The following is a 22,989-nucleotide window of genomic DNA, read 5'->3' as shown; positions in this document are numbered from 1 at the left end:
GTGAGGCTAACCTAACCATCCGCCGCACCGCCACCTCCGTGACGTGGGGTTTGATTGTTCTCATGAACCTGCTGACCCCCGAGGGCCTGGCGTCGGTCACGAACGTGCTCGACCTCGCCGGCGTCTTCGCCTCGGCCCTGCTCGGCGGTTCGCTCGCCCGCACCATGGAGTTCGACCTGTTCGGGTTCCTCGTCGTCGGGTTCGTCTCCGGGCTCGGCGGCGGCATCCTCCGCGACACCCTGCTGCAGAACGGCCCACCCGTCGCGCTCGTCGACCCGCTCTACCTGCCCGTCGCGATCGCCGGGTCGCTCGTCGCCTTCTTCGTGTCGTTCTCCGAGGTGACGTGGGACCGCCTGTTCACCGTGCTCGACGCGGCGGTGATCGGCTTCTGGTCGGTGGTCGGCGTGCAGCGGACCTTCGACGCGGGTCTCGAGTGGCCGACCGCGATCATCATGGGCACGGTCACCGCGGTCGGCGGCGGGGCCATGCGCGACCTGCTGCTGCGGCGCGTCCCCGCGGTGTTCGGCGGGAACGCCCTCTACGCCACGGTCGCGGTCGCCGCGTCGGCCGTGATGGTCGTCGCCTCGCACCTCGGCTCCCCCACCATCGGCATCGTCGCCGCCATCGTGCTCTCGCTCGGGCTGCGGTACGGCGCCGTCAAGCGGGGCTGGGGCCTGCCGAACGGTCGCGAGTGGCAGCCGAAGTCGACCCTCGGGTCCCTGCTGCAGCGCGGGCGACGTCTCCGGCCGGACGCGATCCGGCTGCTCCGTCGACCCGGCAGGCGCACCGGGCGGGGCAGCGTGCGGAGCGACCGCGAGCCGTCCGACGACGCCTGAGCCTGCCCCGGGGACTGTGCTCCGGAGGTCCCACGCGCTACCATCGCTACCGCCGGGTATCCACCCGGTGACCACGTCGACGACCACACCGACACGACCCGAACGTGCCGGTCGGGCCACCGACGTGGCCGGGGGCTTCGCTGGTGCCGCGCGTGTGCGCAGCGCGCGGCGCGGCAGGTCCCCGACGGTCGCCCCATAGCCCGGAGCGCCGGAACCCCGCACGGTCACCCACGTGCGGAGATCGACAGCACGGCACACCACCGCGACGATCACGGATCAGGACCACATGGACGACGACGCCACCTCCCCCACCGCCAGGACCCCGCGCGCCGAGGTCCGGGAGCGCCTGCTCGCCGCCGGCGCCGACGTGTTCGCCGAGTCCGGCGTGCACGGCGCCCGGCTCGACGACGTCGCCGCCCGCGCCGGGTTCAGCAAGGGCGCCGTCTACTCGAACTTCTCGTCGAAACAGGACCTCGTCGCCCAGGTCATGCAGCGCTCGACGAACATGGTGCTCGCGTCGCTGCAGGAGGTGGTGCGCGTCGACATCGCGGCCACCGACATCGCCGACGTCGTCCGTGCGGCGTTCGGCGGGCACGACCAGGCCCGGCAGTTCGCGCTGCTCTGCGAGTTCCGCGCCTACGCGACCCGCACACCGGAGGCGATGCCGGAGTTCGTCCGGCAGCGCCGCGAGCTGCAGGACGGCGTGCTCGACCTCGTGCGGCTCTGGTTCGGGGCGCACCCGGAGGTCGCACCCGCGATGCCCCTGGAGGACTTCGCGATCCTGCTCGTCGGCGCGAACGTCGGCATCGTGTTCGACGCCCCCGCGCTGCCCGGCGTCCACCCGGGCGACGTCATCGCCGGCATCGTCGACGCGGTGGTGCGCCCGCGGCGCTGACGCGCGCGGCGCGCTGCGCGCCCGCGGGCCGTGGCCCGCGGCGCCGCCGCACAACGGGAGGCACGTCGCGCCACGCGATCTCGTGGCGCGAGCCGCCCCACGTTGTGCGCAGGCACGCCGCGCCACTGCGCGGCCCGGCAGCGGCGGAACGCGTCAGCGCCGGCGCTGACGCGCGCGGCGCACAACCGGAAGCACATCGCGCCACGGAATCCCGTGGTGCGAACCGCCCCGGGTTGTGCGTGGGCACGCCGCGCCAGCGACCGCGGCGCGCGGCCAGCGGGCACCGCGGCCAGCGGGCACCGCGGCCAGCGGGCACCGCGGGCGCGGGGCGCGCCCCGCGCGGCTACGCCGCGCGCCGCCGCCGGCCCTCGTGCGACCACGCGGACGAGGGCAGCAGGCTCGGCGGGAACAGCCGCGACCGCACCACGCGCGCCCGCGGGACGGACGCGTCGAGGGCGACCCGCGCCTCCAGGACGGCTCGTCGGAGCGCACTGCCGTCCACGGCTGCCGCACCGTCCGGTGCGAAGCGTTCGACGTCGACGGCGTCGACCACCGCACGCAGGTGCGGCAGCACCGCCGGCGGCAGCGTTCCCGACAGCCGGCCGAGCACCGCGCGGGCCGTCCTGGCCGCGGCGGCCGGGTCGTCCGGCGGCGCGACGCCCGGGGCGTAGCCGTGGTCGGCGACGTCGTCGAGGACCTCCCGCCAGGCCTGCACGGCCGGCGACCGGCCCGCCCGGATCGCCGCCAGCCGCTGCCGACGACGCAGGGCGCGGACCAGCCCCGGAGCGACGAGCACCGCGAGCAGGAGCACGAGCCCGACGAGGACGCCCGCGGGCCCGGAGCCCGGACGGTCGGACGCGGCCGCGGCACCGGGGGCGGCGGACGCCGAGGGCGTCGGGGTGGCCGTCGCCTGGTCGGTCTCGGTCTCACCGGGAGCGGGGAGCGGGGTCTCCGAGGGCGCGGGTGCCGGGGTCGCCGAGGACTCGGTACCGGCCTGCGCGGCTGCGTCGGAGTCCGGCGTCGGCTCGAAGGACACCCACCCCGCGCCGCGGATGTACAGCTCCGGCCACGAGTGCAGCTGCCGGTTCGACACCGTGTACTCGCCGTCCTCGGTCTGCTCGCTGCTCGCCCGGTAGCCGACGGCGATGCGCGAGGGGATGCCGAGCGAGCGCGCCATGACCGCCATCGACGAGGCGAAGTGCACGCAGTAGCCCTCGCGGACGCGCAGGAACGTGTCGATGACGTCCATGCTGTCGCCGTCGTAGCCCTGCTCCACCGGGGCGGTCTCCGAGTAGGTGAAGAGGTCGCTGCGGAACCACTGCTCGAGTGCCCGCGCCTTGCCGTAGTCGCCCTGTGCGCTCCCCGCCACCCGCTCGGCGGTCGTCCTGATGTCCCGCGGCAGGTCCTGCGGCAGGGACAGGTCGGTCCGGAGCTGCGCCGCACTCGGCTGCGAGAAACCGCGGCTGCCCGCGCGTCCGAGGATGCCGGACGCGGCGATCGCGTCCAGGTACTCACCGGAGGAGGTCGACGCGCCGAACACCTGGTAGGTGGAGCCCCGCTGGGTCGTGGGGCCGGTCGACCGGATCGTGTTCGAGTCCCCCATCCACCGCCACCGGGTCAGGTCCAGGTTCGTGGACTGCGACTCGACGGACACGGCACCCGCGGGCACCGGGAGGTAGTTGCTCGACAGGCCGGTGACCCGGACGGTCAGGTCGCCCCGGCTCGCCAGGCGCGGGTTCACCCCGACGGCCCACTGCTGCTGGTCGGCGGTGTCCGACGTGCTCGCATCCGTCACGGTCGGCACCCAGTCGCCGGTGCCGAACTCGTCGAGGTCGGCGAGCTTCAGGTACTCCGGCTGCCCGTCGGCGGTGCGGTACCGCAGCACCTCGAGCTCGTTCGGCTGCCGCAGGTCCCGCCCGAGCTCGAGCAGGGTGCCGGGACGGCCGGGCTGGATCGGCGACTGCAGCGACCCGGTGACGCCCGACAGCCAGCTCGCGTTGAGCGGCACGAGGGCGGGCAGCCCGACGGCGACGACGAGCCCGACCGCGCCGACCACCGTCGCGGGGAACGCCCGTTGGACCGGTCGCACCGACAGCCAGAGGAGTCCGAGGAACGCGGCTCCGACCAGGACCACGAGGACGACCGGGGCCGGCTGACCGGTGACGACACCGGGCACGATGAGCACCACCAGGGCGGGCACCGCGGCCAGTGCCACGGTCGGCGCCACGGCGGCGAGGAAGAGCGACACCCCGGCCACCCAGCCGATCGCGACGGTGACGACGAGTCGGACGGCGTCGGTCTGGAGCAGCGGTGCCGGGTTGAGCCGGATCGCCGCGAGTGCCTCGCCGAGCGCGCCCCCGCGGTCGAGCCAGCCGAGCGGGTGCACGTCGTTCACGACCGCCGCGACGCAGGACCCGAGCACGAGGGTGGTGACGAGGGCGATGAAGCGGACGCCGGGCGCCCGGCGGCGGACCGCGAGCACGACCCCGACGAGCACGGCGGTGAAGACCACGCCGGAGACCCACCAGAGGGTGCCCTGCACGAGCGGCCGCATGGACAGGGCGGCGATGAGCACGGGCAGCGGCGCGAGGGCCACGACCCACGGGCTCGGGACGTCCGACCGCTCGGTGGGGCGGTCGTCCGCCGGCGGCCGGGAGCCGGCACGGACCCGCTCGGTCGTCGAGGCGCTCACCGCGTGCTCCCCGGGTTCTGCGCCCCGGCGACGGGCACGACGAGCGTGCGCCACCCGGCCCGGTCGAGGATGCCGCGCACCACCGGGTCCGGCGGCACGATGGTCGCGAGGATGCCGCGGCTCGACCCGCTCGTCGCGGTGACGAGTTCGGCGGCCTGCTCGGCGGTGCAGCGGCCGGTGACGACGGCGGTCATGCCGTGCACGTCGCGTCCCCGCACCTCGGGCAGGACCTCGGTCACGGGTCGGGCGTCGGAGCGCACGCGGACGTCGGCGAGTCCGACGAGCACGTCGGTCAGGCTGCCGGCGTCGCCGGTGTGCCGGGAGGCACCCGTCGCGTCGTCGCTGACGAGCACCACACGCGAGGTCCGCGCGCTCAGCGCCCGTGCCACGCTCGCCGCCACGACGACGGCGTGCTCGAACGCGGCGTCGCCGCCGAGGTCGGACAGCTCGGCGAGGTCGTCGCGCCCGAGCGCCTGGTACGACTCCCGCCGGACGTCGATCGCGATGACGGCCTCCGGGGGTTGTGCCTGCGTGGTCTGCCGGACGTGGAGTTCGCCGCGTCGGGCGCTCTGGGCCCAGTGCACGCGGCGGATCGGGTCGCCCTGCCGGTAGGGACGGAGCTCGCTGTCGTCGGCGGAGCCGCCCTGCCCGACGCGGCCCTCGTCCGCGGACACGGCGCCGGCGAGCGCCCCCGTGTCGATGGCGGTGAGGGTCGTGGACGCCGGGACGACGACGACCTCCTCCGCGGGGACGACGGGACGGTCGATGCGCAGCAGGCCGAATGGGTCCTCGACGCGGATCGTCACCGGGCCGACGAGGGTCCGGCCGCGGTGCATGGCGAGCGCCTCGACGTCGAGGACCGCCGGGGGCTCGTGGGGTCCGACGAGCGCGTACGTCTCGGCGTCGGACACGCTCGCGAAGGCGTCCTCGAGCTGTTCGCGGACGAGCAGCGTCGTCCGCGGACCGATCGGCAGCGAGGTGCCGCGCAGCGTGATCCGTTCGCGGTACACCTCGCCGACCTGCACGACAGCGCGTGCGGTGGCTCGGGTGGCACGGAGCGGGGCGGCCACCACGAGCGCCATGACGACGCCGAGCAGCAGGAGGACGAGCAGGAGCAGCCCGGCGGAGACGGCGATGCTGGTCGTGGCGACGAGCCCGCCGCCGACCAGCGCGATCCCCGAGCCGAGCACGGTCCAGCCGCGGGCGGTCGGTCGCGGGAAGGGGGTCCGCCGCAGCAGCGCGGCGGCGCGTCGGCCGTACCGGACCGCCCACGACCGCACCGCGCCGGTCCGCAGCGCGAGCGTCGAGGGCCCTCCGCCGTCGGACATCAGGACCGGACGGCAGCCGCGGCGAACGGCACGGCGGTGTCGGAGACGATCCGGACCACCACGTCGCGCGCGGTGTCCTCCGTCCCGCCGCCGAGGCCGCGGGCGACCGGGACGAGGCGGTGGGCGAGGATCACCGGTGCGAGGCGGGCGACGTCGTCGGGGGTGACGAACGGGCGGCCGAGCAGTGCGGCGTGCGCGCGGGCGGCCTGCGCGAGGTGGAGCGTCGCACGCGGGCTCGCGCCGAGCGTGAGGTCGGGGTGGGAGCGGGTGGCGCGGACGATCGCGACGATGTACGCCTCGACGTCGGGTGCGACGTGGACGCCCCGGACGCTCTGCACGATCGCGCGCAGGGTCTGCACGTCGACGATCGGCCGCAGCGCCGACAGCGGGTCGCGGACACCACGGTCGGCGAGCATCTGGCGCTCGGCGTCGGCGCTCGGGTAGCCCATGGTGATGCGCGCCATGAAGCGGTCGCGCTGCGCCTCGGGCAGCGGGTAGGTGCCCTCCATGTCGATCGGGTTCTGCGTCGCCACGATCATGAACGGCGCCTCGAGCGGCCGGGTCACGCCGTCGACGGTGACCTGCGACTCGGCCATCGCCTCGAGCAGGGCCGACTGGGTCTTCGGGCTGGTGCGGTTGATCTCGTCGCCGATGACGACGTTGGCGAACACCGGTCCGGGCGAGAACCGGAAGGTCCCGGAGGACTGGTCGTAGATGTTCACGCCGGTCACGTCGGACGGCAGCATGTCGGACGTGAACTGGATGCGGTTGACCGAGCCGCCGACCGAGGCGCCGAGCGCCTTCGCGAGCACGGTCTTGCCGACGCCGGGCACGTCCTCGACGAGCAGGTGGCCCTCGGCGAGCATGACCGTGAAGGCGGTGCGGATCGCGTCGACCTTGCCGTCCACCACGGTGGACACGGCCGCCACGACGTCGTCGCCGACCGCTCGGACGCGCTCGATCGGGAAGGACTGGTCGGTGGGGTCCTGCACGCAGGCCTCCTCGTCTCGGGACAGGTGTCGTGCATGTTACAACGGCGCGGTGACAGGGACCGGGGGATGCGTCACCCGTCATCCGGAAGGCACACTGCGGCCTCGCCACGCGCCCGGATCGCGACCCGGCGACGGACGGGAGGCGCGGTGCGGGCCCGCACCGCGCCTCCCGTCCGGGGACCGTCACGTCAGGACGCGGGGTCGCCGACCGGGGTCGCACCGTCCGCCGCGACGCGCGCCGCCTCGGCGGCGAGCAGCACCGCCGCGGCGACCGCGACGCCCTCCTCGCGCCCGAGCTCGGTGTCCTCGTGCTCGATGTTGACGAGCATCTCCGGGTCGACCTCGTGGAGTGCCTGCAGGAACGCCGTCCAGTACTCGGTCGGGTGCCCCTTGCCGAGCGCGACGAAGTCCCACGACGACGGTGACGGCCACGCGTTCGCCCACTCGTCACCGCCGAGGTTCGTGCGCGGCTCGTCCGGCGAGAGCCGGCGGAAGGAGTTGTCGAGCACGCCGTTGAGCGCCACCGACGGGTTCACCCGCACGTCCTTCGCCGCGGCGTGGACGACCAGCGGCCCGAGCTCTCGGACCACCGCGACCGGGTCCATCTGCTGCCAGAAGAGGTGCGACGCGTCGAGTTCCACGCCGATGTTGGTCAGCCCACCGCGGTCGACGAGCTCGCGGATCGTCGCGACGTTGAACACGAGGTTCTGCGGGTGCAGCTCGAGCGCGACCCGCACCCCGTGCTCCCGGGCGAGCGCGTCGATCTCCTGCCAGAACGGCACGGCCACGTCCCACTGGTGCTCGAGGACGTCGAGGGCCGCGGAGTTCCACGCGTTCACGATCCAGTTCGGCCGCGTGCCACCCGGCTCACCGGCGGGCAGGCCTGACATGGTGACGACCCGGGTCTGGCCGAGACGTGCGGCGAGTCGGATGCTGCGCCGGACGTCCTCGGCGTGCGCCGGCCCGATCGCGGGGTCCGGGTGCAGCGGGTTGCCGTTGCAGTTGAGCCCGGCGATCGAGACGCCGGTGCCCGCGAACTGCGCGAGGAACGCGTCGCGGGCCTCGTCGTCCTCGAGGATCGCGTCGACGTCGGGCACGTGCACGGGCGGCAGGAACCCGCCGGTGTTCAGCTCGATGCCGGTGAGGCCGTTCGCCGCGACCACGGCGAGGGCGTCTGCGAGCGGACGGTCGTGGAGGATCGCGTCGTACAGTCCGAGCTTCATGCGTCCTGCTCCTGTGTGCTCGTGGGGACGGTGCTGGTGGGGACGGTGACGGCCGTGCCGCCGTCGGCGGCGGAGCGTGCCACCGCGTCGAGGACCTCCATGTTGTGGACGCCGTCGTCGAAGGTCGCGTTGCGGGGCAGCGGGTCCGCGACACCGGCGACCTCGTCGAGGAACGCGCGCGCCTGGTACTCGAACATCTGGTTCTGGCCCCAGCCGACGCCCGGGGCGTCCATCGCCATGCCACCGGCGACGTAGGGGTGGTCCGGGCCGAGCACGACCTGGCGGTACCCACCCGTCCGCGATCCGTCGGCCTGCAGCGCGAGGCCGATCTCCGACGGGCGCTCCTGGTCCCAGCGCGCGGCGCCGTGCTCGCAGAACACCTCGACCACGAGACCGTTCGGGTGGCTGGTCGCGACCCGCGAGACCTCGAGCGACCCGACGACGGAACCGTCAGCGAAGCGCGCCGAGAACGTGGCGTAGTCGTCGTTCTCCACCGCGACCCGTTCGCCGGTCAGCGGGACGTCCTGCCCGCGCAGGGCGAACCCGGCTGCGACCGGTCGCTCGGTGACGGCGGTGGTGAAGGTCCCGCCGCTGACGCTGACCACCGGACCGGCGAGGAACTCCGCGACGTACGTCAGGTGCGAGCCGACGTCCGCGAGCGCACCCGTCCCGGGGGCACCGGTGAAGCGCCAGGAGGTCGGGACGTCCGGTGAGGCGCCGTAGTCGGTCCAGTACCGGCCGGAGACGTGCAGCACCCGGCCGAGGGTGCCGTCACCGACGAGCTCGGCGATCGCGGCGAGCCCCGGTGCACGGCGGTAGGTGAACCCGGTGCGGGCGACGAGCCCGCGACCGGCGGCACGTCGGGCGGCCTCGGCCATCGCGCGGGCGTCCTCGAGCGAGTCGGACAGGGGCTTCTCGCACAGCACGTGCTTGCCCGCGTCGAGCAGCCCCTCGACGACCTCGCGGTGCAGGTGGTTGGCGACGACGACACTGACGACGTCGACGTCGTCCGCAGCGGCGACCGCCCGCCAGTCGGTGTCGTGCCGCTCGTAGCCGAAGCGTCGCGCGGACTCCTCGGCGACGGGCTCGTACGCGTCGCACACCGACACGAGCCGCACGGGCGGCAGGGTGGGTGCGAAGAGGGACGGTGCGTTGCGCCACGCTGCCGCGTGCGCCTTCCCCGCCATGCCGGCGCCGATGACGGCGACGCCGATGCTGTCGACCATGCGTGCTCTCCTTCGAGACGTGAGGTGCCGTTCTGGAACGTTCCAGAACACAGTAGACTGTAGCCGTCTCCCGCCATGTCCTGTCAAGCACCTGGCTCCCGACGTCCGATCGGAGTCGCCCGTGTCCCACCGCCCGCCGACGATCATCGACGTCGCCGCCCGTGCCGGGGTCTCGAAGTCGCTCGTCTCGATGGTGCTGCGCGACGACCCCGGTGTCTCCGCCGCACGCCGCACCGCCGTGCTCGCCGCCGTCGAGGAGCTCGGCTACCGGCCGAACCGCGCCGCCGCGATCCTGGCGGGCACGCGGACCCGCACGATCGGCGTCGTGGTCGACGACTTCCGGAACCCGTGGTTCGTCCCGATGCTCGACGGCGTCCGGACCGCACTCGCCCCGCACGGGCTCCGGCTCACCGTGGCGGACACGCAGGCGAACGCGCACCTCGGCACCTCGCCGCTCGACGACCTGCTCGCACTCCGCGTCGACGGTGTCGTCCTGGCCGCCGAGGGATCCGCCGACACCGTCGTCCCGCCGGACACCCCGGTGGTCGTCGCGGGCGAGCGGGCGACGGTCCCGCCGGGTCTCGACGTGGTCGCCTCCGACGAGGCCGCGGGCGGCCGACTGGCGACCGAGCACCTGCTGTCGCTCGGGCACCGGCGCATCGTCCACGTCACCGGGTCGGGAGGCCCGGCTGCCGCCCGGCGCGCGGCCGCCGTCGAGCGGATGGTCGCCGCGGGGGCCGTCCCGCTCGTGGTCGGCGACGGTCCGACCGCCGAGTCCACCGGGTACGAGGGGACGCGGCTCGCGCTCGCGGAGCACCCGGGGACGACCGCGGTCTTCGCCGCGAACGACGTCATGGCGATGGGCGCGATCGCCGCGGTGCGGGACGCCGGCCTCCGGGTCCCCGAGGACGTGTCGGTGATCGGGAACGACGCGACCCCGCTGGCGTCGTCACCCCTGGTCCGGCTCACGACCGTCGACCCGCACAACGACGAGGTCGGGCGGCTCGCGGTCGAGCGACTGGTGTCGCTGATCGGCGGTCCGGCGGCCGAGCCCGCACCGACGCGGACCCTCGTGCAGCCGTCGCTCGTGGTGCGGTCGACGACGGCGCCGCCGCGGGCCTGAGGCGACCCGGCACCGTGCTGCCGTCAGGCGGGCAGCGCCTGCGTGCCGAGGGACCAGTACGCGACCCCGTGCAGCCCGAGGTCCCGCGCCAGCGCCACCCGCGCCCGGTACGACCGGGCGTCCGACCAGTGCAGCTCGCGGCCGTCGTCGAGCGTCGCGGACCACTCCCCCGTCCGCTCCGACCACCGCGCAGCGTCGCCGGCGAGGTCGCGCGCCCGGGCGGGCGACACCTGGCCCGCGTCGTCGGAGCCCTCGTCGGCGCCCCACACGTACCCGTATCCGGCGATCCCCAGGTCGATGCGGTCGGCCGGGAGTCCCTCGTGCTCGGCTGCCCGGACGACCCGCTCGGCCCAGGGCAGCGCGCCGACCGTGCCCGGCTCGCTCCACGGTCCGTGCTCGTCGTACGTCATGAGGACGAACCGGTCGACGTGCTCGGCCAGGGCGCCGAGGTCGTAGCCGGTGTCCCGGAAGCCGGACGTCGACGTGGAGGCCATCACGGCCATCGAGACCTCGGCGTCGTCCCCGAGCTCGTCGTGCACGGCTGCCTCGAGTGCGGCGGCGAAGGCGACGAGTCCGGCGCGGTCCTGCGCGCGCAGGGACTCGAGGTCGATCTGCACGCCGTCGAGGTGGTGCGCCGCGGCGACGGCGGCGAGCTCGTGGGCGACGTGCTCGCGGGCGTCCGGGTCGCCGAGCAGCGCCGTGCCGGTCTCCGGGGAGAAGTCACCGAGCGACTCGGAGTAGTTGCTGACGAGCAGTTCGGTGCCGGCGCCGCCAGCGGCCGCAGCACGGGTCAGCTCGTCGGTGCCCTCGGGCAGCGGGTGCAGCGCGGCACCGTCGTCCGTCAGGGTGACACCGTCGATGCCGATCGTCGCGGCGTGCTCGGTCGCAGCGGTCACCCGGGCGGCGAGTCGGTCCCCGGGCTCGGCGTACGCCTCGACCAGGGGGCGGGACGACCCGGTCGCTCCGGCACACCCGGTGAGCGACACACTCGCCAGCACGACGACGGCGGCGGTGAGGACGGATCGGCGGAGCACCCGGCAACGGTAGCCGACGGCGAACTCGGGCGACGGGCCGGGGATCACGAGCCCGGCACAACGACGAGACCCCCGCACCGGGCGGGGGTCTCGTGCAGTGCGGAGACGGAGGGATTTGAACCCTCGGTCCCCTCAAAGGGGACTCCACCTTAGCAGGGTGGTGCACTCGGCCGAACTATGCGACGTCTCCATGCGCTCTCGCGAACGCAGGTCCCACCATACAGGAGGACCGGCCTCCGCTCGACCTCAGCCCGACTCCGAGTTCGGACTCGGGCTCCCTCGCGCAGCTCGGTCCCCTGAAGTGGGGACATCCAGGGGTTGTCGAGCCGTACCCCGACGCCTAGCATCGTCGGGACGCGGCGATCACATTCCGGGGGTCCTCCCCCGCAGTCGCGACACAGCACCAGACGTCGTCCCCCTCCTGCCGAGCCCGGCGCGCCCGATCGCGATGCGCTCGTGCGGGGACGACCAGGGGGCGCGGACCCGGTCCGCGCCCCCGCTCTGGGTCTTCAGTGCCCTGGATGCTCAGGCGGCCGAACGGAACCGGTCGGGTAGCGCGATGAGGTCGTCGGCGAGCCCCACGAGTTCCGCGGCACAGGAGTCGAGCTGCCCGAGCTCGGCAGCGGCCGCGGCACGCTCGACCTGCTGCACCCGCGCACGGCGCCCCACGACCGCATCGATGCCGTTGGCCACCGCGACGTCGTCCGTGAAGAACGCGTCGAGCACCGGACGCTGCGCGACGAGCCAGTCCGAACTCACCACCGCCCCGCGGCGCCGCAGGTACCAGGCACCGAGCTCGACGAGTGCGCCCGCCTCGGTCAGGCACGACCGCAGCCGCTGTGCGTCGAAGGGCTCCTCGACACCCGGACCACCGACGGCGGGCTCCGCGATCATGGCCCGCGCCACCCGCAGCCGTTCCACCATCTGCCCGACCGACCACGGCGCCACCACGACACCGACGTACCGCTGCACGCTCACGAGTCGGAGGGCCTCGAGCGGCACGAGCGCTTCGCGCACCGGCGTCCGCGACACCTGCATGTCCTCGGCGATGTCGTCGAGGCGCAACCGCTGCCCCCGGCGGTAGACACCGCGCAGGACGTTCTCGAGCAGCTTGAGGAAGACGGCATCGCGCAGCAGGCTGCGTCGGATGCCCTGCGGGTCAGGAACCCGGCCCGTGACCGGGGACGATGCGCGATCCATCCAGCCAGGCTCACGCATCGGTGCCACCGAGCGGTCCGTGGACGGGCGACCGGTGGACCGCTCCGGTCGGTGTCGGAGTGTGGAGGAGTGCCATGCCGACACCCTCCCAAGCGGAGGGTGCCGACCCAGAACATTTCGTGTACGAAGTGTTACTTCTTGCTGGCCTCGGTGAGCACGGACAGCGGTTGCGTGATGTCCTCGAGGCCCTTGCGTGCCGCGTCCACGCCGAAGATCAGCGCGATGACGCCGCCGACGATCATCACCCCGGAGCCGAGCAGGTACCCCCAGAACAGCGGCTCCCGCGACGAACCGTCCCCGATGAACGCTCCGTAGATGGTCGGGGCGACGGCACCGAAGATCTGCGCGAGCGCGAAGAAGTACGAGATGGCCTGCGACCGGAGCTCGAGCGGGAAGATCTCGCTGACGGTGAGGTAGGCACTCGACGCCCCGGCCGAGGCGAAGAAGAACGAGACGCACCAGAACACGACCTGGACGGTGGCGCTGATCGCGTCGGCCCGGAACAGGAACGCCGACGTCGCCAGCACCAGCCCCGACACGAGGTAGGTCAGGAAGATCATCTGCCGGCGACCCCACGTGTCGAAGAACCGCCCGAGGATGATCGGTCCGAGCAGGTTGCCGATCGCGAAGGGGAAGAAGTAGATCGACGTCTCCGAGGTCTTCAACCCGAAGAAGTTGGTGAGGACGAGGGCGTACGTGAAGAAGATCGCGTTGTAGAGGAACGCCTGCGTGATCATCATCGTCGCGCCGACCAGCGTCCGGGTCGGGTACTGCTTGAGCAGCACGCGCGCGATGGTCAGGAAGCCGACCTTGTCGAGCGGCGTGACGGTCATGGCCTTCGAGTCGTCGACGTCCGGGAGCCGGTGCCCGGTGGACTTCTCGACCGACTCCTCGATCTGCGAGACGGTGCGCTCGGCCTCGTCCTCGCGGCCGTGCGTCATGAGCCACCGGGGACTCTCCGGGATGTGTCGACGGAGGAAGATGATCGCGATGCCGAGCACCGGGCCGAGGAAGAACCCGATCCGCCACCCGATGTTCTCCGCGAAGATCGAGGTGTCGAGCAGGTAGATGTTCGCGAAGGCGCCGAGCGCGGCACCGCCCCAGTAGGTGCCGTTGATGGCGATGTCGACGTGACCGCGGTACTTCGAGGGGATCAGCTCGTCGATCGCGGAGTTGATCGCCGCGTACTCACCGCCGATGCCGAGCCCCGCGACGAAGCGGAAGGCCGCCAGGAACCAGAAGTCCTGCGCGAAGCCGGCGATGCCCGAGCCGATCAGGTAGATCGCGAGCGTGAGGATGAACAGCTTGCGTCGACCGAGGCGGTCGGACAGCCGCCCGAACACGAGCGCCCCGATGACCTGACCGAACAGGTAGATCGTGCCGAGGTACGTCACCTGCTGGGTCGAGAGCCCGAGGTCCGCCTGGAAGCCGGCGTTCGAGACGATCTGGATCTCGAGGCCGTCGAGGATCCAGGACACCCCCAACCCCACGACCACGCTCCAGTGGAACCTCGTCCACGGCATCCGGTCCATCCTGGCGGGCACCAGGCTCTTGATCGCCCCGTTCGTCGTGCTGCTCACGAGAGCGGACCGTACTCCGGGGATTCCAGGCAGGTTCCCAGTGGCGGCCCAGCTTTACGGTCTCACAGGTTCAGGAACGTGCTGTACTCGCAGACGCGAGACGTCACGACTGCGCGACCACGCGCCTCCCGTCGGTACCGTGGCGGGGTGCCGCTCCAGAACTCGACCGACCGCATCCTGACCACCCACACCGGGTCGCTCCCCCGGACGCCCGAGCTCACCGCGCTCCTGGTCGCCCGCGACCAGGGGAAGCCGTACGACGCCGATGCACTCCGCGAGGAGACCGCCGCCGTGCTCGCACGGACCGTCGACGCCCAGCTCGACGCCGGCATCGACGTGGTGAACGACGGCGAGGTGCCCCGCGTCGGCTTCTCGACCTACATCCGTGAGCGCCTGTCCGGCTTCGGCGGGACGGGCCACCGGAAGCCGACGCTCGACTCCGTGAAGTTCCCCGAGTACGCCGCGTTCCAGGCACGTCAGATCGACGAGGGCGCCGAGTCCGCACGCGTCTGGGACACCCCGGTCGCGCAGGGACTGCTCGAGTACGACCAGGAGCGCGCCGGCATCCGCGAGGACCTCGACGGCTTCGAGCGCGAGCTCGCCCGGAACGCCGCCGAGGGTCGGACCCCGGCGGGCACCTTCCTCTCCGCCGCGACCCCGGGCATCGTCGCGACGACCCTGCTGCTCGACGAGCAGAACCCGCACTACCGCGATCACCGTGAGTACGTCTTCGCGCTCGCCGAGCAGCTCCGCGTCGAGTACGAGGAGATCGTCGCCCGCGGCCACCTCCTGCAGCTCGACGCCCCCGACCTCGCGATGGAGCGCGTGATCCACTTCGGCGACGCACCCCTCGACGAGTTCCTGGCCGCCGTGGACCTGCACGTCGACGCGCTCAACCACGCGCTGCGGAACATCCCGAAGGAACGGACGCGCTTGCACGTCTGCTACGGGAACTGGCAGGGCCCGCACCAAGACGACGTGCCGGTCGACGTGCTGCTGCCGCACCTGTACCGCGCGGAGGTCGGGTCCTTCAGCATCCCGTTCGGCAACCCGCGGCACGCGCACGAGTTCCCCGCCTTCCGCGACCTGCCGCTCCCCGAGGACGCCGTGCTCGTGCCCGGGGTGATCGACGTGACGACGAACTACCTCGAGCACCCGCAGCTCGTCGCGAACCGCATCGTCGAGGCCGCCGAGGCCGTGGGCGACCCGACCCGCATCGTCGCCGGCACCGACTGCGGCCTGGCGACCTTCGCGAGCTACGAGTTCGTGGCGTCGGACGTCGCGTGGGCGAAGCTGCGCGCGCTCACCGAGGGTGCCGCGATCGCGAGCCGTCGCCTGTTCGGCTGACGCAGGTCGCGGCGGACAGGAGGCGCGTGGCGGGGCCCGCCCCGCCCCTCCCGTCCGTCTGTCGGTGCGCGGGCGTAGCCTGCACCGCGTGACCCGACCAACCATCAGAACGGTCGGCGAGCTCCGCGCTGCTGGGTACGTCCAGAAGTCGGTCCGCGCCGAGATCCGCGACAACCTCCTCCAGGCCCTCCGCGAGGGCCGCGACCCCTGGCCCGGCCTGCACGGCTTCGAGACCACCGTCATCCCGCAGCTCGAACGTGCCCTCATCGCCGGGCACGACGTCGTGCTGCTCGGTGAACGCGGACAGGGCAAGACGCGCCTGCTCCGCACCCTGCAGGGCCTGCTCGACGAGTGGACCCCGGTCATCGCCGGCTCCGAGCTCGGCGAGCACCCGCTCGAGCCGATCACCACCGCGAGCATCCGCCGTGCCGAGGAGCTCGGCGACGCGCTGCCGGTCGAGTGGCGGCACCGCGACGAGCGGTACGTCGAGAAGCTCGCGACGCCCGACACGAGCGTCGCCGACCTGATCGGCGACGTCGACCCCATGAAGGTGGCCGAGGGGCGCAGCCTCGGCGACCCGGAGACCATCCACTTCGGACTCATCCCGCGCGGCCACCGCGGCATCGTCGCGATCAACGAGCTCCCGGACCTCGCCGAGCGCATCCAGGTCGCGATGCTCAACGTGATGGAGGAACGCGACGTGCAGATCCGCGGCTACGTGCTGCGCCTGCCGCTCGACGTGCTCGTCGTCGCGAGCGCGAACCCGGAGGACTACACGAACCGCGGCCGCATCATCACGCCGCTCAAGGACCGCTTCGGCGCCGAGATCCGCACCCACTACCCGATCGAGCTCGCCGACGAGATCGCCGTCATCCGGCAGGAGGCGCACCTCACCGCCGACGTCCCCGACGCCCTGGTCGAGATCCTCGCCCGCTTCACCCGTGCGCTCCGGGAGTCCAGCGCCGTCGACCAGCGCAGTGGCGTCAGCGCACGCTTCGCGATCGCGGGGGCCGAGACCATCTCGGCCGCCGCCGTCCACCGCGCGGCGCGACAGGGCGAGGAGCACGCGGTCGCGCGGCCGATCGACCTCGAGACCGCGGTCGACGTGCTCGGCGGCAAGATCGAGTTCGAGAACGGTGAAGAGGACCGTGCCGACGAGGTCCTCGAGCACCTGCTCCGCACCGCCACCGCCGAGACCGTCCGCTCGCGGTTCCGCGGCATCGACTTCGGGGTGCTCGTCGAGGCGCTCGACGGCGGCACGATGGTGACCACCGGCGAGCAGGTCAGCGCGCGGGCCTTCCTCGAGGGCCTGCCGTCGATCGGCGAGTCCGACGTCTACGACCAGGTGTGCGAGCGCCTCGGCGCGGACGACGACGGCGAACGGGCCGGCGCGATCGAGCTCGCGCTCGAGGGACTCTTCCTGGCCCGCCGGATTAGCAAGGAGTCGGGGGGCGGCGAGGCCGTCTATGGCTAGTCGGCAGAACCGCCGCCTGAGCCGCGACGCCCGCTACGGCAGGTACGAGGGCGGGCCGGACCCGCTCGCTCCCCCGGTCGACCTGTCCGAGGCGCTCGACGCCATCGGCGAGGACGTCATGGGCGGGACCTCGCCCGAGCGCGCCCTCCGCGAGTTCCTGCGCCGTGGCGGGGAGACGCAGCGGGGCCTCGACGACCTGATGCGCCGTGTGGCCGAACGCCGACGCGAACTCACGAGCCGGAACAACCTCGACGGCACCCTGCAGCAGGTGCAGCAGCTGCTCGACGAGGCCCTGCGCGCCGAGCGCGGGGAGCTCGCCCGGAACGTCGACATGGACGACGGCGACCGCGCGTTGGCCCAGTTGCAGCTCGACAGCCTGCCGCCGTCGCCCGCGGGCGCCGTGCAGGAACTGGGCGGCTACGACTGGACGAGTCCGACCGCCCGACAGAAGTACGAGGAGATCAAGGACCTGCTCGGCCGCGAGGTCCTCGACCAGCGCTTCGCCGGCATGAAGCAGGCGCTCGAGAACGCCACGGACGACGACCGCGCCGCCGTCGCGGACATGATGCGGGACCTCAACCAGCTGCTCGAGGACCACCGCCGCGGCACGGACACACAGGAGCAGTTCGACGCGTTCATGGCGCAGCACGGGCAGCACTTCCCGTCCGACCCGCAGAACGTCGAGGAACTGCTCGACGACCTCGCCGCTCGGGCGGCCGCCGCGCAGCGGATGCGGAACTCGATGTCGCAGGAGCAGCGGGACGAGCTCGACGCCCTCGCGCAGCAGGCCTTCGGCTCCCCGGACCTGATGGGGCAGCTCGGCCAGCTCGACGACAACCTCCGTGCCCTCCGGCCCGGCGAGGACTGGGGCGGCTCGGAGCGGATGGACGGCGAGCAGGGCCTCGCGCTCGGCGACGGCACCGGTGTGTTCCAGGACATCGCCGACCTCGACGCCCTCGCCGAGCAGCTCGCGCAGTCCGGACCCGGGTCCGACCTGGCCGACCTCGACCTCGACGCCCTGCAGCGCCAGCTCGGGGACGAGGCAACCGTCGACGCCCGGACCCTGCAGCGCCTCGAGCAGGCCCTGCGGAACTCGGGCGCGGTCAAGCGCGGCGCCGACGGGCAGCTGCGGCTCACGCCGAAGGCCATGCGGCAGCTCGGGAAGAGCCTGCTCAAGGACGTCGCCGAGCGGATGTCGGGCCGGCAGGGTGCCCGTGACCTCCGCCGTGCCGGAGCGTCGGGCGAGCCGTCCGGCGCGACCCGGCCGTGGGCGTTCGGCGACACCGAGCCGTGGGACCTCCCCCGTTCGATCACGAACGCCCTCGTGCGCACCGCCGCCGACGGCCGGACCGGGCCCGGCGTCCGGCTGACGATCGACGACGTCGAGGTGCAGGAGACCGAGGCGCGGACGCAGGCGTGCGTGGCGCTCCTCGTCGACACCTCGTTCTCGATGGCGATGGAGGACCGCTGGGTCCCGATGAAGCGCACCGCCCTCGCGCTGCACACCCTCGTCAGCACCCGCTTCCGCGGCGACGACCTGCAGCTCATCTCGTTCGGTCGCGAGGCCGAGGTGATGGACGTCGAACGACTCGTCGGACTCGACGCGATGTGGGACAAGGGCACGAACCTCCACCACGCCCTGCTCCTGGCGAACCGGCACTTCCGGAAGCACCCGACGGCGCAGCCCGTGCTGCTCATCGTCACCGACGGCGAGCCGACGTCGCACCTCGAGCCGAACGGCCAGGTGTGGTTCGGCTACCCGCCCGACCCGGTGACGATCGCGGTGACGGTGCGCGAGCTCGAGAACGCCGGTCGCCTCGGTGCCCAGACGACGTTCTTCCGGCTCGGGGACGACCCGGGCCTGGCCCGGTTCATCGACGCGATGGCCCGACGGGTCGACGGCTCGGTGGTCGCGCCCGAGAACGACGACCTCGGGGTCGCCGTGGTCGGTTCCTACCTCGGTGCGCGGCGCGGCGGCGCGGCGCTGTTCGGTGACGACTGGGCGGGCTGAGCGCGACCCACTAGACGGACGGGAGGCTCCCCACCGGGCACGGCCCGGCAGCCGCTGGCGCGTCTGCCGGGAACCGGCCGGCGTGGGCCCAGGTGCCAGCTGGCACCGCGCCTCCCGTCTGCGGTCAGAAGAGCGGCCAGGGGACGGCCGGGCCGTTCCCCGGTGGCGGCGGGAACATCCCGACCGCCCGCAGGGCCGCGCAGCGCGCCCGCGTGTTGTCGATCTCCGCCGGGGTGAGGTGCTCCGCGAGCGCGTTGCCGAGGTCACCCCGGAGCGCCTCGGCGACGCGGTCGAGCCCCTCGAGCTCGTCCGGGTCGAGCGGTTCGCCGATCCATCCCCAGAGCACCGTGCGGAGCTTGTGCTCGACGTGGAAGGTCAGCCCGTGGTCGACGCCGTACCGGTGACCGTCCGGCATCGCGAGCACGTGCCCGCCCTTGCGGTCCGCGTTGTTCACCACGACGTCGAACACCGCCATGCGCCGGAGCGCCGTCGTGTCCTCGTGCACGAGCGTCACCGGACGGTCGTGCTCGTCGATCGCCTCGAGCACGGGGAGCCAGGGCGTGCCCTCGGCGTCCGCGTCGTCCGTCGGCACGAGGTCGACGGCGTCCTGGTCGGGGTCGACGTCCTGCCAGCGCTGGACCATGCCCGGACCGAACGGCCCGTCGCCGAGCCACGTCGGCGGGACCACGCCCCACCCGAACGCCTCGGAGACCAGGTGCGCCGCGACCTCGCGTCCGGCGAGCGTGCCGTCCGGGAAGTCCCACAGGGGCCGCTCGCCCTCGACCGGCTTGTAGACGACGGACTCGCCGTCGAGGTCCGCCAGGAAGGTGGCGTTCGAGGCCTCGCGGATCCGCGCCCGGATCGTCAGCGAGCCGTCGCTCATGCGTCGTCGGGGCGACGACCGGCGGCGACGACCTCACGCGTGCGCTCGACGAAGGCCCGCGCGCTGCCGACGGGGATCTTGACCTGGAACACCTCGGCCGGCTCGGGGATCTCGACGACGGACTCGACCTCGTCGCCGTCCTCGTCGGTCTCGGTGACGATCTCGAGTTCCTCCTCGATGGGGTACGCCTCGATGACCACCTGTGCGGTGGCCGGGTCGAACCCGAGGCTCAGGGCACCGGCGCGGAACTCCGGTTCCACCGGCTGGTCGAGGGGCAGGGCGTCGCGGAGCTCGGTGGGTGCCGAGGTGGGGACGCTGAAACGGTTGTCGTCGACGGTCGCGACCTCGTCGAGGAGCTCGGCGACCTTGTCCGCGAGCACCGCGGACTGCTCCTTCTCGAGGGCGACGCTGGTGACGCGGCGGCCGTCACGTGCCTGCAGGTAGAAGGCGCGCTCGCCCGGGCGGCCGACCGTCCCGACGACGAGACGTTCCGGCCAGTCGAAGCCGTGCACGATGGTGGGCATGACCCGATTGTAGGAGGGGCCGCCGACGCCCGTTCAGGGTCGGGCGGTCCCCGGCTCGTCGTGCCCCGCTCCCCCGCCGACGGCGGCGTCGCCGGACGGCGCCGGAGCCGCGGCGAGCCAGGACAGGTCGCCGGAGTCGGTGTTCGTCGCGACCACCTCGGGCCGGTGCTCGCCGTAGCGCACCACGGACACCGAGGCCGGGCCGACGGCGATGCGCTGGAACAGGTCGAGGTGCATGCCGAGTGCGTCGGCGAGGACGGACTTCACGATGTCGCCGTGGCTCACCGCCACCCAGACCGCCGACGGTCCGTGGGCTGCCTCGACCTCGGCGTCGATGCGGCGGATCGCCGCGACCGCGCGGGACTGCATGGTCTGCATGGACTCGCCGCCGGGGAAGACGACGGCGCTCGGGTTGGCCTGCACGGTCCGCCAGAGCGGCTCCTCCGCCAGGTCGGCGAGCTTGCGCCCCTGCCACTGCCCGTAGTCCGCCTCGGTGATGGCTCGCTCGACGCGGACCTCGGGGTCGCCCTGCTGTCGGGCGAGCACGGCGCGGGCGGTCTGCCGGCACCGCTCGAGGGGGCTCGTGACGAGCGCGGCGAGCGGGATCGGCGCGATGCGGTCGGCGGCACGGTCGGCCTGGTCGCGGCCGACGCGGTCGAGGGCGACCCCGGCGGTCCGGCCGGCGAGCACACCGGTCGCGTTCGCCGTGGTGCGCCCGTGCCGGAGGAGGAGGACGGTCGCCATGCGGACGATCCTACGGGCGTCGGCGCCGGCGCGCGGAGAGCGCAGATCGGACAGTGGTCGGGGTCCACCGACCGATGCACCAGGATGGTCCGGTGCTCGTCTCCATCGTCTACATGAGCCGATCCGTCGCGCCGTTCGATGACGCCGCGCTCGCCGAGCTGCTCCGCGAGTCACGCCTGCGCAACGAGGCACTCGGCGTCTCCGGACTGCTCGTGGCGAAGGGCGGGCGGTTCATGCAGCTCCTCGAGGGCCCGGCCTGGAGCGTCGACGACCGGTTCGCCGCCATCGCGCGGGACGACCGGCACAACGAGGTCAAGTCCCTGATCCGCGAGGACATCGAGCGTCGCCGGTTCGACGGCTGGTCGATGGCCTACCGCTCGCTCGACGACACCGACGTGGCGACCGAGGAGGGCTTCAGCCCGTTCCTGTCCGGCACGATGGACTTCGCACCGGAGTTCGACGGCACGAGCGCCGCGTGGCTGCTCAAGTGGTTCCGCGACCGGGAGCTCCTCGACCGCTGACCCCGGCGCGCCGTCTGCGCCGCGCCGCGCTGCGCTGCGCTGCGCTGCGGCCCAGTGTGCTGCGCCTCAGTGTGCCGTGCCGAAGGTCTCGGCCACCACCCGCAGCAGCCGCTCCCGGTGCACGGGCGCCGCGGTCGCGTGCACGACGACGCGCCACATGACGGCGACCGCGGGGTCGAGGTCGACGCGGCCGCTCCGCACCTCGGCGACGAGCTGCACGCCCGTGAAGTACGGCACGACCGACCCGCCGAGCTCCTCCGCGGTGAGGTCGGTGCGGAGTTCCCCGGACCCGAGCGCCAGCCGGAACACGTCGACGATCCCGCCGATCCACTGCTCGTAGAACGACGACGTGGCGCCGGCGAACTCGCCGCGCTCCAGGGAGAGCCGGATGCCCGCGCGCACGATCGGATCGGTGCGCAGCAGGTCCGCGATGCCCTTCGACGCACCGATGAGGGCGGCCAGCGGCGAGGCGTCGGTGTGGCTCACGACGGCGAACGTGCGGGCGTTCTGCTCGTCGATCACGCCGAGCGCGAGGGCGAGCTTGGTCGGGAAGTGGAAGTGCAGGCTCGCCGGCGCGACGCCGGCGCGACGGGCCACGGCGGCCACCGCCGTGGCGGCGTAGCCGACCCGGTCGAACTCCTCGGCCGCGGCCACCAGGATCTGTTCTCGTCGTTCCACGGGACCAGTGTGGCGGACAGAAGGGTCGGTACCCGATGGCACCGACCCTCCCGACCGACCGTGTCGGAGTCTACGCGGCGTGCCGCGCCAGGCTCATCTGCTCCTCCGGCACGTCCTGCAGGTCACGCCCGCGGAACCAGCGGAGCAGCCAGTCAGCGGGCGACCCGGCGAGCTCGGCCGGCAGCCCGGAGCGCTCGGAGAGGAACGTGTTGAAGCCGGGCTCGTCGCGGACGTCGGCGTCGGAGGGGTTGCCGAACGCCATCGACCAGCCGTCGAAGCGTCGGGCGTCGATCGTCTCGCGGGACAGCGACTTCACGTCGCGGTGCCGCGGGTCGCGCTCGATGGCGGCGTAGCGGTCCTCGACGCTCCAGGCCGGGCCCTCGAGCACCTGCATGAAGCGGCCGCCCTTGGCGAGGAGGAGTCCGGAGACCCCGAGCGCGTCGTTGCGCAGGCGGGCTTCGCGGAGCATGGCGACCAGCTGGTCGTCGGTCAGGTCGTCGACGGCGACGGACATGTACACGAGTGAGGTGAGGTTGGTCATCGGCGCCAGTCTGTGTCCTGCTCCCCGACAGGGTCAAAGGCGTCGTCCGCACACCGCACCGGGATGCGGGTAGTGGACGGACGCGCCGCTGAGGGACGAGTACCGATGCCCTCTACGTC

20 protein-coding genes and 1 tRNA gene are annotated in these 22,989 nt (G+C 73.2%); 7 read left to right on the top strand and 14 right to left on the bottom strand.

Features of this window, described 5'->3' with window-relative positions; all coding sequences use genetic code 11:
• The first annotated feature begins 62 nt into the window (after positions 1 to 62).
• Positions 63 to 836 (top strand): trimeric intracellular cation channel family protein, encoded by a 774-nt coding sequence (locus tag QUG92_RS14485; RefSeq protein WP_182047384.1) that lies wholly within the window; start codon positions 63 to 65, stop codon positions 834 to 836.
• Positions 837 to 1,068: 232 nt separating this feature from the next.
• Positions 1,069 to 1,731 carry a TetR/AcrR family transcriptional regulator gene (locus QUG92_RS14480; RefSeq protein ID WP_182047383.1) on the top strand — a complete coding sequence of 221 codons (663 nt, stop codon included), beginning with the start codon at positions 1,069 to 1,071 and terminating at the stop codon, positions 1,729 to 1,731.
• A gap of 343 nt (positions 1,732 to 2,074) precedes the next feature.
• On the opposite strand, the gene QUG92_RS14475 is transcribed toward QUG92_RS14480, so the two are convergent.
• From QUG92_RS14475 to QUG92_RS14455, 5 genes are all read right to left on the bottom strand, one after another.
• On the bottom strand, positions 2,075 to 4,423 hold the full coding sequence (locus tag QUG92_RS14475) for a transglutaminase TgpA family protein (protein WP_289459629.1): 2,349 nt from the start codon (positions 4,421 to 4,423) through the stop codon (positions 2,075 to 2,077).
• On the bottom strand, positions 4,420 to 5,751 hold the full coding sequence (locus tag QUG92_RS14470; protein ID WP_289459628.1) for a DUF58 domain-containing protein: 1,332 nt from the start codon (positions 5,749 to 5,751) through the stop codon (positions 4,420 to 4,422). The genes QUG92_RS14475 and QUG92_RS14470 overlap by 4 nt, the downstream gene beginning before the upstream one ends.
• The gene (locus tag QUG92_RS14465) at positions 5,751 to 6,743 is read right to left on the bottom strand and encodes an AAA family ATPase (RefSeq protein WP_289459627.1); all 993 of its coding nucleotides are present in this window, start codon (positions 6,741 to 6,743) and stop codon (positions 5,751 to 5,753) included. Before QUG92_RS14465 ends, QUG92_RS14470 begins: the two co-directional genes overlap by 1 nt.
• A 188-nt stretch (positions 6,744 to 6,931) precedes the next feature.
• Positions 6,932 to 7,966 (bottom strand): sugar phosphate isomerase/epimerase family protein, encoded by a 1,035-nt coding sequence (locus QUG92_RS14460; RefSeq protein WP_289459626.1) that lies wholly within the window; start codon positions 7,964 to 7,966, stop codon positions 6,932 to 6,934.
• On the bottom strand, positions 7,963 to 9,192 hold the full coding sequence (locus QUG92_RS14455; RefSeq protein ID WP_289459624.1) for a Gfo/Idh/MocA family protein: 1,230 nt from the start codon (positions 9,190 to 9,192) through the stop codon (positions 7,963 to 7,965). The genes QUG92_RS14460 and QUG92_RS14455 overlap by 4 nt, the downstream gene beginning before the upstream one ends.
• A 121-nt stretch (positions 9,193 to 9,313) precedes the next feature.
• Between QUG92_RS14455 and QUG92_RS14450 the strand changes: the two genes are divergently transcribed.
• Positions 9,314 to 10,315: a LacI family DNA-binding transcriptional regulator gene (locus QUG92_RS14450; protein WP_289459622.1), complete on the top strand. Its 1,002-nt coding sequence runs from the start codon at positions 9,314 to 9,316 to the stop codon at positions 10,313 to 10,315.
• 23 nt (positions 10,316 to 10,338) lie between these two features.
• Here the strand turns inward: QUG92_RS14450 and QUG92_RS14445 are convergent, their stop codons facing one another.
• The 4 genes from QUG92_RS14445 to QUG92_RS14430 form a co-directional block, all read right to left on the bottom strand.
• Positions 10,339 to 11,349: a glycosyl hydrolase family 18 protein gene (locus tag QUG92_RS14445; protein WP_289459621.1), complete on the bottom strand. Its 1,011-nt coding sequence runs from the start codon at positions 11,347 to 11,349 to the stop codon at positions 10,339 to 10,341.
• Positions 11,350 to 11,449: 100 nt separating this feature from the next.
• Positions 11,450 to 11,539: transfer RNA gene (locus tag QUG92_RS14440), tRNA-Ser, on the bottom strand.
• Between the two features lie 335 nt (positions 11,540 to 11,874).
• Complete coding sequence (locus QUG92_RS14435) at positions 11,875 to 12,549, bottom strand: GntR family transcriptional regulator (RefSeq protein WP_069713046.1); 675 nt, start codon at positions 12,547 to 12,549, stop codon at positions 11,875 to 11,877.
• A gap of 149 nt (positions 12,550 to 12,698) precedes the next feature.
• The gene (locus QUG92_RS14430; RefSeq protein ID WP_317614865.1) at positions 12,699 to 14,147 is read right to left on the bottom strand and encodes an MFS transporter; all 1,449 of its coding nucleotides are present in this window, start codon (positions 14,145 to 14,147) and stop codon (positions 12,699 to 12,701) included.
• Positions 14,148 to 14,294: 147 nt separating this feature from the next.
• On the opposite strand from QUG92_RS14430, the gene QUG92_RS14425 reads away from it, so the two are divergent.
• From QUG92_RS14425 to QUG92_RS14415, 3 genes are all read left to right on the top strand, one after another.
• Positions 14,295 to 15,494 (top strand): cobalamin-independent methionine synthase II family protein, encoded by a 1,200-nt coding sequence (locus QUG92_RS14425; RefSeq protein WP_289459619.1) that lies wholly within the window; start codon positions 14,295 to 14,297, stop codon positions 15,492 to 15,494.
• An 88-nt stretch (positions 15,495 to 15,582) separates the two neighbouring features.
• The gene (locus QUG92_RS14420) at positions 15,583 to 16,968 is read left to right on the top strand and encodes a MoxR family ATPase (RefSeq protein ID WP_289459618.1); all 1,386 of its coding nucleotides are present in this window, start codon (positions 15,583 to 15,585) and stop codon (positions 16,966 to 16,968) included.
• The gene (locus tag QUG92_RS14415) at positions 16,961 to 18,979 is read left to right on the top strand and encodes a vWA domain-containing protein (protein WP_289459616.1); all 2,019 of its coding nucleotides are present in this window, start codon (positions 16,961 to 16,963) and stop codon (positions 18,977 to 18,979) included. Before QUG92_RS14420 ends, QUG92_RS14415 begins: the two co-directional genes overlap by 8 nt.
• Positions 18,980 to 19,103: 124 nt before the next feature.
• Here QUG92_RS14415 and QUG92_RS14410 read toward each other — a convergent pair whose 3' ends face one another.
• From QUG92_RS14410 to QUG92_RS14400, 3 genes are read right to left on the bottom strand one after another with little or no spacing between them, the layout of a single operon-like run.
• Positions 19,104 to 19,862 (bottom strand): SCO1664 family protein, encoded by a 759-nt coding sequence (locus QUG92_RS14410; protein WP_182046973.1) that lies wholly within the window; start codon positions 19,860 to 19,862, stop codon positions 19,104 to 19,106.
• Positions 19,859 to 20,386 (bottom strand): DUF3090 domain-containing protein, encoded by a 528-nt coding sequence (locus QUG92_RS14405; RefSeq protein WP_069713617.1) that lies wholly within the window; start codon positions 20,384 to 20,386, stop codon positions 19,859 to 19,861. The genes QUG92_RS14410 and QUG92_RS14405 overlap by 4 nt, the downstream gene beginning before the upstream one ends.
• 33 nt (positions 20,387 to 20,419) lie before the next feature.
• Positions 20,420 to 21,130, bottom strand: coding sequence for an MSMEG_4193 family putative phosphomutase (locus QUG92_RS14400; protein WP_182046974.1), 711 nt, complete (start codon positions 21,128 to 21,130; stop codon positions 20,420 to 20,422).
• Positions 21,131 to 21,222: 92 nt separating this feature from the next.
• Between QUG92_RS14400 and QUG92_RS14395 the strand changes: the two genes are divergently transcribed.
• On the top strand, positions 21,223 to 21,651 hold the full coding sequence (locus QUG92_RS14395) for a BLUF domain-containing protein (protein ID WP_182046975.1): 429 nt from the start codon (positions 21,223 to 21,225) through the stop codon (positions 21,649 to 21,651).
• Positions 21,652 to 21,717: 66 nt separating this feature from the next.
• Here QUG92_RS14395 and QUG92_RS14390 read toward each other — a convergent pair whose 3' ends face one another.
• Both QUG92_RS14390 and QUG92_RS14385 read right to left on the bottom strand, forming a co-directional pair.
• Positions 21,718 to 22,329 carry a TetR family transcriptional regulator gene (locus QUG92_RS14390; protein ID WP_289459615.1) on the bottom strand — a complete coding sequence of 204 codons (612 nt, stop codon included), beginning with the start codon at positions 22,327 to 22,329 and terminating at the stop codon, positions 21,718 to 21,720.
• 70 nt (positions 22,330 to 22,399) lie between these two features.
• Positions 22,400 to 22,870, bottom strand: a complete 471-nt coding sequence (locus QUG92_RS14385) for a BLUF domain-containing protein (protein ID WP_069713612.1) — start codon at positions 22,868 to 22,870, stop codon at positions 22,400 to 22,402.
• Between the last annotated feature and the right edge of the window lie 119 nt (positions 22,871 to 22,989).

Source organism: Curtobacterium citri (assembly GCF_030362955.1).
Lineage (GTDB): Bacteria > Actinomycetota > Actinomycetes > Actinomycetales > Microbacteriaceae > Curtobacterium > Curtobacterium citri.
Note: the sequence above shows the minus strand (reverse complement) of the source record. Positions and strands in the feature narration are given on the sequence as shown.

What these genes read in the sequence shown, in the direction of transcription:
- QUG92_RS14410 (WP_182046973.1), bottom strand. Translation starts at nt 19,862, where the DNA reads ATGAGCGACGGCTCGCTGACGATCCGGGCGCGGATCCGCGAGGCCTCG.
- QUG92_RS14435 (WP_069713046.1), bottom strand. Translation starts at nt 12,549, where the DNA reads ATGGATCGCGCATCGTCCCCGGTCACGGGCCGGGTTCCTGACCCGCAG.
- QUG92_RS14385 (WP_069713612.1), bottom strand. Translation starts at nt 22,870, where the DNA reads ATGACCAACCTCACCTCACTCGTGTACATGTCCGTCGCCGTCGACGAC.
- QUG92_RS14470 (WP_289459628.1), bottom strand. Translation starts at nt 5,751, where the DNA reads ATGTCCGACGGCGGAGGGCCCTCGACGCTCGCGCTGCGGACCGGCGCG.
- QUG92_RS14485 (WP_182047384.1), top strand. Translation starts at nt 63, where the DNA reads ATGAACCTGCTGACCCCCGAGGGCCTGGCGTCGGTCACGAACGTGCTC.
- QUG92_RS14405 (WP_069713617.1), bottom strand. Translation starts at nt 20,386, where the DNA reads ATGCCCACCATCGTGCACGGCTTCGACTGGCCGGAACGTCTCGTCGTC.
- QUG92_RS14460 (WP_289459626.1), bottom strand. Translation starts at nt 7,966, where the DNA reads ATGAAGCTCGGACTGTACGACGCGATCCTCCACGACCGTCCGCTCGCA.
- QUG92_RS14400 (WP_182046974.1), bottom strand. Translation starts at nt 21,130, where the DNA reads ATGGCGACCGTCCTCCTCCTCCGGCACGGGCGCACCACGGCGAACGCG.
- QUG92_RS14455 (WP_289459624.1), bottom strand. Translation starts at nt 9,192, where the DNA reads ATGGTCGACAGCATCGGCGTCGCCGTCATCGGCGCCGGCATGGCGGGG.
- QUG92_RS14415 (WP_289459616.1), top strand. Translation starts at nt 16,961, where the DNA reads ATGGCTAGTCGGCAGAACCGCCGCCTGAGCCGCGACGCCCGCTACGGC.